Origin of the sequence: Microbacterium sp. SD291 (genome assembly GCF_017355365.1) — a bacterium.
GTDB lineage: Bacteria > Actinomycetota > Actinomycetes > Actinomycetales > Microbacteriaceae > Microbacterium.
The window spans coordinates 24,327-38,668 of sequence record NZ_JADIJR010000006.1 but is presented as its reverse complement, the minus strand read 5'-3'; the positions used below and the strand labels follow the sequence as shown (position 1 = coordinate 38,668).

Here is a 14,342-nt window from a genome sequence, read left to right as displayed (position 1 = left end):
GGGGCCCGTGCGTCGGAGTCACCGCGCGCGTCACTCCGGAATGGGCGTCTGCCCCGCTCGTGCACGTCGTCGGATGTTGCCAGGGCTGTCCCCGAACCACCGGCGGCAGGAGCGGGTCAGCACGCTCTGCTCGGAATAGCCCAGTTCGAGAGTCAGATGCGAAAGGCTCATCTCGGTTCCGCAGAGGTACCGTTCGGCGCTCTCCCTGCGTACACCGTCCACGAGATCGCCGAAGGTCTGCCCTTCGGACGCCAGCCGACGCTGGAACGCCTTGGGATGCAGCGAGAACTGCATGGCGATGACGTCAAGCGTGACGGCGCCGGTGGGCAGAAGCTGGCGCACGAGGTCACGGGTCGCGCTCGAGAGGCCGGATTCCTGGTTGTCGACCACGCTGCGCAGGTAGTCCACGAGAGCATGGTGGGTCACATCGTCGTTCTGGAGAGGACGTTGCAGTGTGGCGACGTCGAGGGTGAAACCGGTGAGGCGATCGTTGAACACGGGCGCGCATCCGAAGTACTTCACGTAGTCCGCGCGAGGCGCCAGCGCGGCGTGCGGCAGGTGCACCTTGACGGGACCGTACTCGCGCCCCATCAGGAAGCGGCAGACGCGCAATGCAACTCCCAGAGACAACTCAGTCACCTGGGGATGGATCACGACCCTGTCCAGCACGATCTGGAACTCGAACACGCAATGCCGAGATCCGGGCTCCGCCCTCAGTGTCGTGCGGATCGCCGGACTGTAGGCAGCGATGTAGGTGGCGAAGATCGCGAAGGCGTCCCCGACTGTGGCCGACGACTTCGCCGCGGCCCCCACCGGCCCGAGGATCTCGATGCCCTGGAGGGTGGCGAGACGTCGGCCGAAGTCGTTGGCGCCGGTCACGGCGGCAGCTGATTCGACCGCCCTGACCACCCCCGGATAGCTGATGAACACGTCGCTGCGGCCGATGTCCTGGGCCCGCAGCCCGGCTGCTTGCAACAGAACCTCTGGGTCGGCGCCCAGCTCGGTGACGAGCTCCGGATAGCCGGAGAGGGAAGTCCCGCGAATCAAGGCCATGTCTCCAAATGTCAAGGATTGGTCCCCGCAAGTCAAGACCGGACGCGCCCGCGCTGGGATCGTGAGTCATCCGCTCCGTTTCACGATCCCCGAGGATGTCCGATGCGCTCCCGCCCCTTGCTCCCCGTCACGGCCAGCCCCGTCACGACCAGCCGCGTCACCGAGACGGAGATCCGATGACCAAGCAGGCCGAACAGCGACTGGACAGCAAGGTCGTCGCAGTCACCGGCGGCGCCCGAGGAATCGGGTTCGCCATCGCCCGGCGATGCTCCGAAGCGGGGATGAAGGTCGGGATCGGCGACGTCGACGCCGATCGCGTCGCCGAGGCGGCAGCCGAACTGGGCAGCGACGTCGTGGGATACGTCCTCGACGTGCGCGACAAGCACTCGTTCACGGCATTCCTCGACGCAGTAGAGGCGAATCTCGGCCCCTTGGAGGTGCTGGTCAACAACGCAGGAGTGCTCCGCATGGGACCGCTCGCCGGCGCCGACGATGAATCCGTGCAGCTGCAGCTCGACGTCAACATCAAGGGAGTCGTCACCGGCACCCGGCTGGCATTGCGACGGTTCCTGGATCGCGGTGACGGGCACGTGGTGAACATGGCGTCCAGCGCAGGCATGATCGCCACGGCGAACGGCGCCGTCTACACAGCCACCAAGCACGCAGTCCTGGGGTTCACCCGAGCCCTGCGCGCAGAGCTGCGTGGCAGCGGCGTGCGCACCACAGTGGTGATGCCGGGAGTGATCCGCACCGACATGACGACCGACTTCAACGACGCCGTGGGCGTCCGCGTGATCGAGCCCGAAGTGGTCGCCGACCGCATCGTCGACGCCATCCGGCTCGGCCACCCTGAGGTCTGCGTCCCCAGGGAGATCGCGGCCCAGGGACGCCTGTTCGCCGTGCTTCCACCCCGCGTCGCTGACTGGGTCACACGCGTACTGCGGGTGGATCAGGTCATGCACTGAGGAAGGCGGGCCCGCCTCTTCGTCTCCAGCGTTCTCACCGAGGCGGCACGTAGAGTGGCGTGGACCGAGAGGAGCACGCCGCATGACACCGTTCCGGCGAATGGCGCTGCTCCTCGGCATCCCGTTCCTGGCCTGCCTCGCGTTCCTCACCCTGACGCCCTCGCGCGTCGAGAACGCGATGCCGAACCTGCTCGACCTCGCGCTGCGGGCCGCGCACCGGCTCGGCTGGGAGTCGCTGGACTTCACCCGGCTCGAGGTGCTCGCGAACGTGCTCGTCTTCATCCCGATCGGGATCCTCGCCGTCGTGCTGCTCCCCCGCCGATTCCGTGCACTCGCATGGCTCATCGGCCCGGCCGTCTCGGCGGGGATCGAGCTCGCGCAGCGCATCGCGCTGCCCCACCGCGCCGCGACGATCAGCGACGTGCTCGCGAACTCCTCCGGCGCCACGATCGGCGTGATCGCGGCCCTGCTGCTGAGCCTGCTGTTCACGCGAAGCGGCTCTCAGGCGAGGTCTTCTAAGCTGGAGACATCATGACTTCGCCTGCCCTCGTCGCCTTCGACCTCGATGACACGCTCGCCCCTTCGAAGGCCGCCATCAGCCCGCGGGTCGCCGGCCAGCTCCGTGCCCTCCTGCGCGCAGTGGATGTGGCGATCATCTCGGGCGGCAACGAGGAGCAGTTCCGCTCCCAGGTGATCGCTCACCTCGGCGACGCGGATGCGGCGGACCTCGCGCGCCTCCACCTGCTGCCGACCTGCGGCACTCGCTACCTGCGTCACGACGGCAGCGGCTTCGCACCGCTGTACGCGCACGACCTGACGGAAGATGAGAAGTCCGCGGCCCTCATCGCGCTGCGCGAGGAGGCAGAGCGCCTCGACCTCTGGGAGGCCGCACCCTGGGGCGAGATCCTCGAGGACCGCGGCTCGCAGATCACCTTCTCGGCCCTCGGCCAGCAGGCGCCACGCGAGGCGAAGCATGACTGGGACCCGACGGGCACCAAGCGCCTCACCCTGCGTGACGCCGTCGCCGCGCGGCTCCCCGGACTCGAGGTCCGCGCCGGCGGCTCCACGTCGATCGACATCACGCGCGCCGGAATCGACAAGGCGTACGGGATGCTGCAGCTCGCCGAGCACACCGGCATCCCCCTCACGTCGATGCTGTTCTACGGCGACCGCCTCGACGCGGGCGGGAACGACTACCCGGTGCTGGCGCTCGGCGTGCCGTCCGTGGCAGTCGAGGGCTGGGAGGACACCGCAGACAAGCTCGACGAGCTGCTCGCGGGCCTCGTCGCGACGCCGCAGCGCTCGTAACCGCCGAGCGTCACAGCGCCGCAGCGCCGCAGCGCCGCAGCGCTAGCGAGCGACCGCCTCGGCCGCTGCCCGGGCCACCGGCACCAGCCGAGTGAGCTGGGTCACGTGCGCAGGCTCGAGCTCGGCCAGGGTCGAGGCGCCGAGCAGGCGCATGGTCCGCTCGATCTCGGTGCGCAGGATCGCGATCGTCCGGTCGACGCCCGCGCGCCCGCCGGCCATCAGCCCGTACAGGTACGCGCGGCCGATCAGGGTGAAGTCCGCCCCTAGGGCGACGGCGGCCACGATGTCGGCGCCGTTCATGATGCCGGTGTCGATCATGACGGTGAAGCCGTCGCCGGTGGCCTTGCGAACCTCCGGGAGCAGGTGGAACGGGATCGGGGCCCGGTCGAGCTGACGACCGCCGTGATTCGAGAGCACGATGCCGTCGACGCCGGCATCGCGCAGGCGCAGCGAGTCCTCGACGTTCTGCACGCCCTTGATCACGATCCTCCCCGGCCAGATGTCGCGGATCACCGCGAGATCGTCGTAGCTGATCGTCGGGTCCATCGCGGCGTCGAGCAGCTCGCCGACCGTGCCGCCCGTGGTCTTCAGCGAGGCGAACTCGAGCTTCGGCGTGGTGAGGAAGTCGTACCACCACCAGGGCCGCGGGATGGCGTTGATGATCGTGCCGAGGGTCAGCTGCGGGGGGATGCTGAAGCCGTTGCGCTTGTCACGCAGACGCGCGCCGGCGACGGGGGTGTCGACGGTGAACTGCAGGGTGTCGAACCCGGATGCCGCGGCGCGCCTGGCGAGCTCGTAGGAGATCTCGCGGTCGCGCATGACGTACAGCTGGAACCAGTTGCGGCCGTGCGGATTCGCGTCCTTCACGCCCTCGATCGACGTGGTGCCGAGGGTCGACAGGGTGAACGGGATGCCGGCGGCCGCAGCGGCACCGGCACCGGCGACCTCGCCCTCGGTCTGCATCAGGCGCGTGAAGCCGGTGGGTGCGATGCCGAAAGGCAGCGCGGAGGGCCCGCCGAGGATCTCCGTCGACGTGTCGACGTCCGGGGCGGGGCGCAGGATGCCGGGATGGAACTCGATGTCCTGGAACGCCTGGCGCGCGCGGGTGAGTGAGAGCTCCCCCTCCGCCGCCCCGTCGGTGTAGTCGAACGCGGCCTTGGGCGTGCGGCGCTTCGCGATCAGGCGCAGGTCGTCGATCGTGAGCGCGCCGTCGAGGCGACGCTTCTTCCCGTTCAGCTCGGGCTTCTTGAACTTCATCAGTTCGAGGAGCTCTGCGGGGTTGGGCACCTGTCGCTGGACCATGGTGTTCCTCTCAGTGGGGGGACGGCGAGCTGCGGGTCAGCCCCGTCGCGGTGTAGTAGCCGGTGATGTGGTCATGCACGAGCGTGCGGGCGGCATCCGCGTCTCCCGCTTCGATCGCCTCGACGATCGCGAGGTGCTCGGTGCGCAGGTGCGAGGCCGTCTCAGCCCAGTCGGCGACGGATGCCGCGCCCTCCTGCACGTACGATTCGATGGCGCTGCGAAGGCCCGCCATCATGGCGGCGATCACGGTGTTGCCGCTGACCTCGGCGAGCGCCAGATGCAGCTGCGCGTCGAGCGCGAGGAACTCCTGCGCGGTGAGGTCGTCTGCCTCCATCGCCTCGAGGAGCAGGCGAGGCCCGGTGAGATCCCGTCCCGGTCGCGTTGCGAGCGCCTGCACGACCGCCCCTTCGAGGACGAGGCGGGTCTGCACCACATCGTCCAGCGGGAAGCCCTGAGCCGCCACCTGGAGGCGCAGGAGGGCGGACATGCCACCGTGGGGCGTCGCGATCACGATCGCGCCCGACTGCGGCCCTGAGCCCGTCGACGTGCGGATCAGCCCCATCACCTCGAGCACCCGGAGCGCCTCGCGGACGCTGGAGCGCCCGACGCCGAGGTCGGTCGCGAGATCCCGCTCCGAGGCGAGACGGTCCCCCGGTCCGAGCCGTCCGTCGAGGAGGTCGCGCTCGATGTGCTCGAGCACCAGGCGCCATGCGCGTGCAGGCTGCTGCTCCGGCATCCGCTCTCCTCAGGTCTGTGGTCTGACCACAGTAGCGCCTGTGGTCAGACCACGCAAGGCGCGTTGCACAACTCCTCAGGAACGCTCTCCGACGAGGCCGCGGGGCATGATTGCGCGCCCGGGCAGCCCGATCCTGAGGAGTTGTGAACGGGCGGTGTGCAGACGCCGGGCTGTCAGCCCAGACGGCCTCCGGACTCCTGCAGGTAGCAGGAGCCGCACAGCGATTCGTAGGTCGTCAGCTCGGCGGCAGCGGCACCGGCGGCGCCCTCGTCGATCGCGACCTGATCGCCGTCGAACACGAAGCGGCCGCCGATCACGCGGCCGTTGAACACGGCCTTGCGTCCGCAGCGGCAGATCGTCTTCAGCTCCTCGAGCGAGTGCGCGATGGCGAGCAGCCGAGCGGAGCCGGGGAAGGCGTGGGTGCGGAAGTCGTTGCGGATGCCGTAGGCCAGCACCGGGATGCCGTCCTCGACGGCGATCCGGAACAGGTCGTCGACCTGCTCCGGCGTGAGGAACTGCGCCTCATCGATCAGGAGGCAGGCGACGTCCACCGGCCCGCTCGGGATGAGCTCGGACTCGACGGTGCGGCGCAGACGCTCGCGATGCTCGGCGAACAGCACTCTGACGTCGTCGTCGGCGCCGATCAGGAAGTCGACGTCCCGCGTCATCCCGAGGCGGGAGTCGATCTGCGACGCGCCCTTCGTGTCGATCGCGGGCTTCGCGAGCAGCACGCGCTGTCCGCGCTCCTCGTAGTTGTACGCGGCCTGCAGCAGCGACGTGGACTTGCCCGAGTTCATCGCGCCGTAGCGGAAGTAGAGCTTCGCCACGATGCGGCTACGCGTTGATGCCGAGGGCCTCGGCGGTCTCCGCGGTCGACCTCGCCGCGGCTTCGGCATCCGCGTTCAGGCTCTCGCCGAACGTCGGGATCAGGCTGCGCAGTTCCGCCTCCCAGCCGGGGAACTGCTCGGGGAAGCACTTCTGCAGGAGCTGCAGCATGATCGGCACGGCCGTCGAAGCGCCGGGCGAGGCGCCGAGAAGGCCCGCGATCGAGCCGTCGGCCGAGGAGACGACCTCGGTGCCGAACTGGAGGATGCCGCCCTTCTTCGCGTCCTTCTTCATCACCTGCGCGCGCTGACCTGCGTCGATGAGGGTCCAGTCCTCATCCTCGGCGCCGGGCATGAAGGTGCGGAGGTTATCGACCTTCTTGCGGTGGTTCTTCACCAGCTCGCTGACGAGGTACGTGATCAGGTCGGGGTTCGCGAAGGCGACCCGGAGCATCGGCCACAGATTGTGCGGCCGCACCTGGGTGACGATGTCGAGCATCGAGCCCTGCTTGAGGAACTTCGGGCTGAACGTCGCGAACGGGCCGAACATCAGCGACGCCTCGCCGTCGACGACGCGGGTGTCGAGGTGCGGAACCGACATCGGCGGAGCCCCGACGGAAGCCTGCGAGTACACCTTCGCCTGGTGCTGCGCGACCACCTTCGGGTTGGTGGTCTTCAGGAACTGCCCGCCGATCGGGAAGACGCCGTAGCCCTCGATCTCGGGGATGCCCGAGCTCTGCAGGAGCTTGAGCGCCCAGCCGCCCGCGCCGACGAACACGAAGCGTGCCTTGATCTGATTCGGCGTGCGGCCGATCGTGGTGCGGTACTTGACGAGCCAGTCGCCGTCCTTCTGCTTCTTGAGGCCGCGGACCTCATGGTTCAGACGGAGGTCGACGCCGGACGCCGTGAGGTGGTCGAACAGCTGATGCGTGAGCGCACCGAAGTCGACATCGGTGCCCGAAGGCACCCGGGTGGCCGCGAACGGCTCGCCCTTGCGTCGCTTCTGCATGAGCAGGGGCGCCCACTTGTTGATGACGCGCGAGTCCTCGCTGTACTCGATGCCCGCGAACAGCGGCTGCTCCCTGAGCACCTCGTAGCGCTTGCGGAGGTAGGCGACATCCTTCTCACCGCGCACGAACGTCATGTGCGGGGTGGCGTTGATGAACGTCGACGGCGCGTCGAGCACGCCCTTCTCGACCAGCGACGACCAGAACTGGCGGCTCTGCTGGAACTGCTCGTTGATCGAGATCGCCTTGGCCGGGTCGAGCGGCGCGCTGCCCTGCTGCGGCATGTAGTTCAGCTCGCAGAGCGCGGCGTGCCCGGTGCCTGCGTTGTTCCACGCGTTGGACGACTCCTGCGCCACATCGGAGAGCCGCTCGAAGGCGACGATCTTCCAATCCGGCTGCAGCTGGTGCAGCAGGGTTCCGAGGGTGGCGCTCATGATGCCACCGCCGATCAAGACGACATCGACGTTTTCTGTCACCACAACAGTCTAGTTCGCGGGCTCCCGCCCTCCTGACCACGCAGGCTCGTCCGGTCAGACCGGATCCGCATGGCGCGGATGCTCTCAGGCTATGACGCTGAGGCGCTCCGCCAGGATCTCGGCGATCTGCACCGCGTTCAGCGCCGCACCCTTGCGCAGGTTGTCGTTGCTGATGAACAGCACGAGGCCCTTGCCTTCGGGAGCCGACTGGTCGGCGCGGATGCGGCCGACGAAGCTCGGGTCCTTGCCCGCGGCGTACAGGGGCGTGGGGACCTCTTCGAGAGCGACGCCGGGGGCTGCGGAGAGCACCTCGGTCGCGCGCTCAGGCGTGATGTCTCCCGCGAACTCGGCGTGGATCGACAGGGAGTGGCCGGTGAAGACGGGAACGCGCACGCAGGTGCCGGCGACCCGCAGGCCGGGGAGCTCGAGGATCTTGCGGCTCTCGTTGCGGAGCTTCTTCTCCTCGTCGGTCTCGTTCTGCCCGTCTTCGACGAGGCTGCCCGCGAACGGGATGACGTCGAACGCGATCGGGGCGACGTACTTCTCGGGCGCCGGGAAGTCGATGGACGACCCGTCGTGCACGAGGCGGAGAGTGTCACCCTGCGCGAGCACGCCCTCGACCTGACCGAGGAGCTCCTGCGCACCGGCGAGACCGGAGCCGGAGACTGCCTGGTAGGTCGAGACGATGAGCCGCTCGAGGCCGGCCTCGGCGTGCAGCGCCTTCAGCACCGGCATCGCGGCCATCGTGGTGCAGTTCGGGTTCGCGATGATGCCCTTGGGACGCTCGTCGATCGCATGCGGGTTGACCTCGCTCACCACGAGCGGAACCTCGGGATCGTTGCGCCAGGCGCTGGAGTTGTCGACCACGACAGCGCCGGCCTCGGCGAAGCGCGGGGCGTACGCACGGCTGGCCGTGGCACCGGCGGAGAAGAGCGCGATGTCGATGCCGCCGGCATCCGCGGTCTCCACGTCCTCCACGACGACCGCCACTCCCCCGAACTCGATCTCCGTTCCCGCCGAACGCGACGACGAGAACAGCCGCAGCTCGCGGATCGGGAAGGACCGCTCGGCGAGAATCTCGCGCATCACGGTGCCCACCTGGCCGGTGGCGCCCACGATGGCGACGGAGAGTCCTGAGTCGGAGATGCGGGTCATGAGGTTCCTTGGCGTCGTGCGGTGCTGCGAACGAGGCACGAGGCGCGACGTCGGGATGCGGATGCCGCGCCTGGCGCCGATGTCAGGGTTCCGGTGAGTCTACCGCGCCGGAACGGCCCTTCGACAAGCTCAGGGACCAGGTCTTCGGTTTGTGTCAGCGGCCCGTGCCCGCGTGCACGGTGGCCTCGGCATCGCCGTCGAGACCGTAGGCGGTGTGCACAGTGCGGGCGGCCTCGGCGAGGTCGGTATCGCGGAGCACCACCGAGATGCGGATCTCGGAGGTCGAGATCATCTCGATGTTGATGCCGCCCGCGGACAGCGCCTCGAACAGGGTCGCCGAGACGCCGGAGTGCGTGCGCATCCCCGCGCCGACGACCGAGAGCTTGCCGATCTGGTCGTCGTGCACGAGGTTCTGGAAGCCGACCTCGTCCTGCTCGGCAGCCAGCGCCTTGAGGGCCGCCGCGGCGTCAGCCTTGGGAACCGTGAATGAGATGTCGGTGCGCCGGGTGGAGGCGGCCGACACGTTCTGCACGATCATGTCGACGTTCGCGCCCGACTTCGCGACGATCTTGAAGATCTCGGCGGCCTTGCCCGGCACGTCCGGAACGCCCGCGACGGTGATCTTGGCGTGGCTGAAGTCGGTGGCCACGCCGGCGACGATCGGTTCTTCCATGACTGCTCCCTCGGATTGGCGGGGGTTCTTCATGCCCTCACCCAGAACGTATGTGCCCTCGGACGACGAGAACGTCGACCGGGCGTGGATCAGGACGCCGTGACGGCGCGCGTACTCGACGGCGCGGATGTACAGCACCTTGGCGCCGTTCGCGGCGAGCTCGAGCATCTCCTCGCTCGAGACGTGGTCGAGCTTCTGCGCCTTCGGGATCACACGCGGGTCGGCGGTGAAGATCCCGTCGACGTCGCTGTAGATCTCGCACACGTCGGCGTCGAGGGCGGCGGCGAGGGCGACGGCGGTGGTGTCGGAGCCGCCGCGGCCGAGCGTGGTGATGTCTCGGGTGTCGCGGTTGAAGCCCTGGAAGCCGGCGACGATGACGATGGCGCCCTCGTCGAGCGCCTCGCGCAGGCGCACCGGGGTGACGTCGACGATGCGCGCCGCGCCGTGCTGCGAGTCGGTGATCATGCCGGCCTGGCTGCCGGTGAACGAGCGCGCCTCGAAGCCCATCGAGTGGATCGCCATCGCGAGCAGGGCCATCGAGATCCGCTCGCCGCTGGAGAGCAGCATGTCGAGCTCGCGAGGCGCAGGGATCGGCGCGACCTCGTTCGCGAGGTCGAGGAGCTCGTCGGTCGTGTCGCCCATCGCGCTCACCGCGACGACGACATCGTGACCTGCCCGGCGCGTGTCGACGATGCGCTTGGCGACGCGCTTGATGCTCTCTGCGTCGGCGACTGAGGAGCCGCCGTACTTCTGCACGATGAGGGCCACGTTCACTCCCTGGGATGTCGGGCGGATCCGCCCACGCTCATTCTACGTTCGCGGCATATGCACTGTTACGCATGTGTCGGCTCCATGCGGGCGCAGAGAGCCGATGCACGAGGGACCTCAGAATGCCGCCCCGAGCGGTGACGGGCGGCAACACGAGGTCCCTGACATGACCAGGCGACCGAGACGGCGACCGCGCAGGTCAGAGGGCGGGCGGCACGGCAGCGGATGCCGCGGGCCTCAGCCGTCCGCCTGTCCCGGCGAACCAGCAGCCGGCGATGATCAGCGGGAGCCCGATGAGCAGACCGGGGGTGAGCGGCTCGGAGAGGATGATGACGCCGAGGATGATCGCGACGACCGGGTTGACGTAGGTGAACAGCGGCGCGCGCACCGGGCCGACCTCACGGATCAGGGCGAAGAAGGCGAGGAAGGCGATCGCCGTGCAGATCACGGCGAGGGCGATCAGGGCGCCGATCGACGACGGCGTCGGCATCCGGTCCTGGGTGAGGATCGCGATCGGCAGGTAGAGGATGCCGATCATCAGGAGCGACATCGTGATCGTGCCGAGCGACGGCACGTCGGCGAGCTTGCGCGCCACGATGAACGGAGCGATCGCGTAGAGGATCGCGACGAGGAGCACCTCGCCCGCTGCGATCAGGCTGAGCTCTCCGCCGAACAGCCCGGGGCCGGCGACGACGATCGCGACGCCGATGAACCCGACGACGAGCCCGATGCCCCTGGCCGGGCGGAGAACGCCACGATCTCCGCCGCCGAGCGCGATCAGCGCCGCGAACAGCGGCACCGTGGCGACGAGCAGACCTGTCATGCCGGACGGCAGTGTGATCTGGGCGTGCCCGAGCAGCAGGAACGGGCCGGCCATCTCCACGAGGCCGAACGCGAGCACCCACGGCCAGTGCTTCATCGCCGCACGCAGCGCACCGCCGCGGATCGCGAACGGGAGCAGCAGCAGTGCGGCGATCAGCGTGCGCCCGGCGACGACCGCCGGCGGCGACAGCGACTCGACCGCGATGCTGATGAACAGATACGGCACTCCCCAGAGCAGCGACATCGCCCCGAAGAGGAGCCAGCCGCGCCGCGAGAATCCGGCGTGCGCCGTCACAGGACGCGCCGGCCCTCGAAGGCCCGGCCGAGCGTGACCTCGTCGGCGTACTCGAGGTCGCCGCCGACGGGCAGACCCGAGGCCAGCCGCGAGACCGTGATCTCCATGGTTGTCAGGAGCCTGCTGAGATAGCTCGCGGTCGCCTCGCCCTCGAGGTTGGGGTTGGTGGCGAGGATGACCTCCTGGACGGTGCCGTCGGCGAGGCGCGTCATGAGTTGCGCGATGCGCAGATCGTCGGGTCCCACGCCCGCGATCGGGCTGATCGCCCCGCCGAGCACGTGATAGAGACCGCGGAACTCACGGGTGCGCTCGATGGCAGCCACGTCCTTCGCGTCCTCGACCACGCAGATCAGGGCGGGGTTGCGTCGAGGATCGCGGCAGATCGCACACCGCTCCTGCTCGGCCACGTTGCCGCACACCTCGCAGAACCTCACCCGGATGCGGATCTCGGTGAGCAGCTCCGCGAGTCGCGCGACGTCGAACGTCGGCGTCTGCAGGATGTGGAAGGTGATGCGCTGAGCGGACTTCGGTCCGATCCCGGGCAGCCGGCCGAACTCGTCGATCAGCTCTTGGACGATGCCGTCATACATCAGGAGAACCTCGTGGGTGGCTCGTAGGGCTCTTCGCGCACGAACGTCGCACCGAGCACCTGGCGGATCACGGCTTCGCCGTATCGCTGCACACCCCCGGCAGGGGTGCGATCGGTGACCACCGGCGCGGCGCGCGGGGGCCGCGCGCTCGGCGCAGCGGATGCCGCGGACGGCGCCGGGTTCTGCACGGGAGCCTTCGGCTGCGCCGGGGCATCCGACATCGCCGGCTCGTACATCGGATCGTAAGGCGGCTCGTCGTCGTACGCCGGCGGCTCGTCAGGGAGAGGCGGCTCGTCGTCGGCGAGCGCGCGGCCTGGCGATCGCGAGGACGCGGGCTCGGGCGCGGTCGGTGCGGATGCCGTCGGCGCCGAGATTCCGGCCGCGGGCGCCGTCGCGGGCGCTGCCGTCGCGGGCGCTGAAGACTCGGGCGCTGAAGACTCGGGACCCGCGGCTGCGGCGGGCGACGCCGCGATGCCGGACGCCGCGCCGAGACCTTGCGGCGCCGATGCCTCTGAGGCTGCGGGGATGGGCGCCACGGCCCAGTCGGTCACGGGAGCGGCCGATGCACTCCTGACCTGGGGACGCGGTGAACCCGCTGACGCAGGCTCCGATGCGGGAGCCGCGTCGGCGGGGCGGGCGGCGCCGGATGCCGACGGCTGGCGAGGCGCCCCTCCGGTCGGCATCGGCGCGGGGAGATACTTCACCCGCACGCCGAGCTCCTGCTCGATCGCGCTGCGCAGGTGGTCGGACGGGCCGGAGCCCGGCGTCGTCCCCTTGAACTTGGCGACGTCGTGCTGGCTCGTGAAACCGAGCGTGAGCACCTCGGTGTCGGTGTCGTACCCGAGAGGCTGCACCGCCGTCGCCAGCAGCCACGACATGCGGCTGATCGTCTCGAGGCGCTTGAGCACGGCAGGCCATGACGCCGAGACGCGGTCGAAGGTCACGGGGCCGGACGGCGCGGGTGCTGCCGGAGCGGACGCTGCGGGAGCGGACGCTGCGGGAGCGGACGCCGCGGGAGCGGACGCTGCGGGAGCGGACGCTGCGGGAGCGGTCTCCGCGGGAGCGGTCTCTGCGGCTGCGGCGCTCGGAGCTTCAGCGGAGGTGACGACGGCCGAGGCCGCGGGGGCCGACGTCACGGGAACCTTGCTGCGTTTCGTCTCGCTCGCTGCGCTCCCTCGCTCAACGACCGAGGTGTGGGCAGACGAGCGCTCGGCCGTCGCGACCGGTGCCGCAGCCGCGGCATCCGCTCCCCCGGCGAGGACCCTCGCGACCAGGAGCTCCAGGTGCAGACGCGGCGACGTCGCCCCCGACATGTCGTCGAGGGCCGCGCTGACGATGTCCGCGGTGCGGGACAGGCGCGCCGCGCCGAAGGCGTCCGCCTGCACGCGCATGCGCTCGAGGTCGTCGACCGCGATCCCTCGCAGCACCGCCGAGGCGCCGCTGCCGACGGCCGCGATCACGATGAGGTCGCGCAGTCGCTCCAGCAGGTCGTCGACGAAGCGCCGTGGGTCCTGTCCCGTCTGAACGACCCGGTCGATCGCCGGGAACGCGGCAGCCGCGTCAGCCGCGGCGAGCGCGTCGACGATCTCGTCGAGCAGCGCGCCGTGCGTGTAGCCGAGCAGCGCGACCGCCCGCTCGTAGCCGACCGTGACGGTCTCGGAACCCGCGGGCGAGTCCGACCCCGCGATGAGCTGATCGAGCAGCGACAGCGTGTCACGAGGGGATCCGCCGCCGGCGCGCACGACCAGCGGCAGCACGCCCTGCTCGACGATGACTCCCTCTTCGATGCAGAGCTTCTCGACGTACTCGAGCATCGCCGCCGGCGGCACGAGGCGGAACGGGTAGTGGTGGGTCCGGGAGCGGATCGTGCCGAGCACCTTCTCGGGCTCGGTCGTCGCGAAGATGAACTTGACGTGCTCCGGCGGCTCCTCGACGAGCTTGAGCAGCGCGTTGAAGCCCTGCGGCGTCACCATGTGCGCCTCGTCGAGGATGAAGATCTTGTACCTGTCGCGGCTGGGTGCGAAGGTGGCGCGCTCACGGAGGTCGCGGGCGTCGTCGACGCCGTTGTGGCTGGCCGCGTCGATCTCGACGACGTCGAGGGATCCGCCGCCGGCACGGGAGAGCTCCACGCAGCTCGGGCAGGTGCCGCAGGGGACGTCGGTCGGGCCCTCGGCGCAGTTGAGGCACCGCGCGAGGATGCGGGCAGAGGTCGTCTTGCCGCACCCGCGGGGACCGGAGAACAGGTAGGCGTGGCCGACGCGATCGCCGCGCAGCGCGGTCATCAGAGGTTCGGTCACCTGGGACTGCCCGATCATCTCGCCGAACGACTCGGGCCGGTAGCGGCGGTAGAGGGCTGTGGTCACCACAA

13 protein-coding genes are annotated in these 14,342 nt (G+C 69.6%); 3 read left to right on the top strand and 10 right to left on the bottom strand.

All coding sequences use genetic code 11. The annotated features are described in order from the left end of the window. Window positions 1-30 precede the first annotated feature (30 nt). Complete coding sequence (locus IPV10_RS05065) at window positions 31-1,089, bottom strand: AraC family transcriptional regulator (RefSeq protein WP_207481080.1); 1,059 nt, start codon at window positions 1,087-1,089, stop codon at window positions 31-33. Between the two features lie 140 nt (window positions 1,090-1,229). On the opposite strand from IPV10_RS05065, the gene IPV10_RS05060 reads away from it, so the two are divergent. From IPV10_RS05060 to IPV10_RS05050, 3 genes are all read left to right on the top strand, one after another. Then, window positions 1,230-2,018 carry an SDR family NAD(P)-dependent oxidoreductase gene (locus IPV10_RS05060; protein ID WP_207481078.1) on the top strand — a complete coding sequence of 263 codons (789 nt, stop codon included), beginning with the start codon at window positions 1,230-1,232 and terminating at the stop codon, window positions 2,016-2,018. 82 nt (window positions 2,019-2,100) lie between these two features. Continuing rightward, complete coding sequence (locus IPV10_RS05055; protein WP_207481076.1) at window positions 2,101-2,553, top strand: VanZ family protein; 453 nt, start codon at window positions 2,101-2,103, stop codon at window positions 2,551-2,553. Further along, window positions 2,550-3,326, top strand: coding sequence for an HAD-IIB family hydrolase (locus tag IPV10_RS05050; protein ID WP_207481074.1), 777 nt, complete (start codon window positions 2,550-2,552; stop codon window positions 3,324-3,326). Before IPV10_RS05055 ends, IPV10_RS05050 begins: the two co-directional genes overlap by 4 nt. Window positions 3,327-3,368: 42 nt before the next feature. Here the strand turns inward: IPV10_RS05050 and IPV10_RS05045 are convergent, their stop codons facing one another. The 9 genes from IPV10_RS05045 to IPV10_RS05005 all read right to left on the bottom strand — a co-directional run bounded on the left by IPV10_RS05045 (window position 3,369) and on the right by IPV10_RS05005 (window position 14,337). Then, the gene (locus IPV10_RS05045; RefSeq protein WP_207481072.1) at window positions 3,369-4,628 is read right to left on the bottom strand and encodes an alpha-hydroxy acid oxidase; all 1,260 of its coding nucleotides are present in this window, start codon (window positions 4,626-4,628) and stop codon (window positions 3,369-3,371) included. Window positions 4,629-4,638: 10 nt separating this feature from the next. Then, entirely contained in the window at window positions 4,639-5,364 is a 726-nt protein-coding gene (locus tag IPV10_RS05040; protein WP_207481070.1) for a FadR/GntR family transcriptional regulator, read from the bottom strand. 173 nt (window positions 5,365-5,537) lie between these two features. Next, complete coding sequence (locus tag IPV10_RS05035) at window positions 5,538-6,191, bottom strand: thymidine kinase (RefSeq protein WP_207481068.1); 654 nt, start codon at window positions 6,189-6,191, stop codon at window positions 5,538-5,540. 7 nt (window positions 6,192-6,198) lie between these two features. Then, complete coding sequence (locus IPV10_RS05030) at window positions 6,199-7,671, bottom strand: malate:quinone oxidoreductase (protein WP_207481066.1); 1,473 nt, start codon at window positions 7,669-7,671, stop codon at window positions 6,199-6,201. Window positions 7,672-7,755: 84 nt separating this feature from the next. Further along, window positions 7,756-8,826 carry an aspartate-semialdehyde dehydrogenase gene (locus IPV10_RS05025; protein WP_207481064.1) on the bottom strand — a complete coding sequence of 357 codons (1,071 nt, stop codon included), beginning with the start codon at window positions 8,824-8,826 and terminating at the stop codon, window positions 7,756-7,758. 154 nt (window positions 8,827-8,980) lie between these two features. After that, complete coding sequence (locus IPV10_RS05020; RefSeq protein ID WP_207481062.1) at window positions 8,981-10,267, bottom strand: aspartate kinase; 1,287 nt, start codon at window positions 10,265-10,267, stop codon at window positions 8,981-8,983. A gap of 199 nt (window positions 10,268-10,466) precedes the next feature. Continuing rightward, window positions 10,467-11,384, bottom strand: coding sequence for a DMT family transporter (locus IPV10_RS17290; protein WP_207481060.1), 918 nt, complete (start codon window positions 11,382-11,384; stop codon window positions 10,467-10,469). Beyond that, entirely contained in the window at window positions 11,381-11,974 is a 594-nt protein-coding gene (gene recR / locus IPV10_RS05010) for a recombination mediator RecR (protein ID WP_207481057.1), read from the bottom strand. The genes IPV10_RS17290 and recR overlap by 4 nt, the downstream gene beginning before the upstream one ends. Continuing rightward, window positions 11,974-14,337, bottom strand: coding sequence for a DNA polymerase III subunit gamma and tau (locus IPV10_RS05005; protein WP_207481056.1), 2,364 nt, complete (start codon window positions 14,335-14,337; stop codon window positions 11,974-11,976). Before IPV10_RS05005 ends, recR begins: the two co-directional genes overlap by 1 nt. Window positions 14,338-14,342 lie beyond the last annotated feature (5 nt).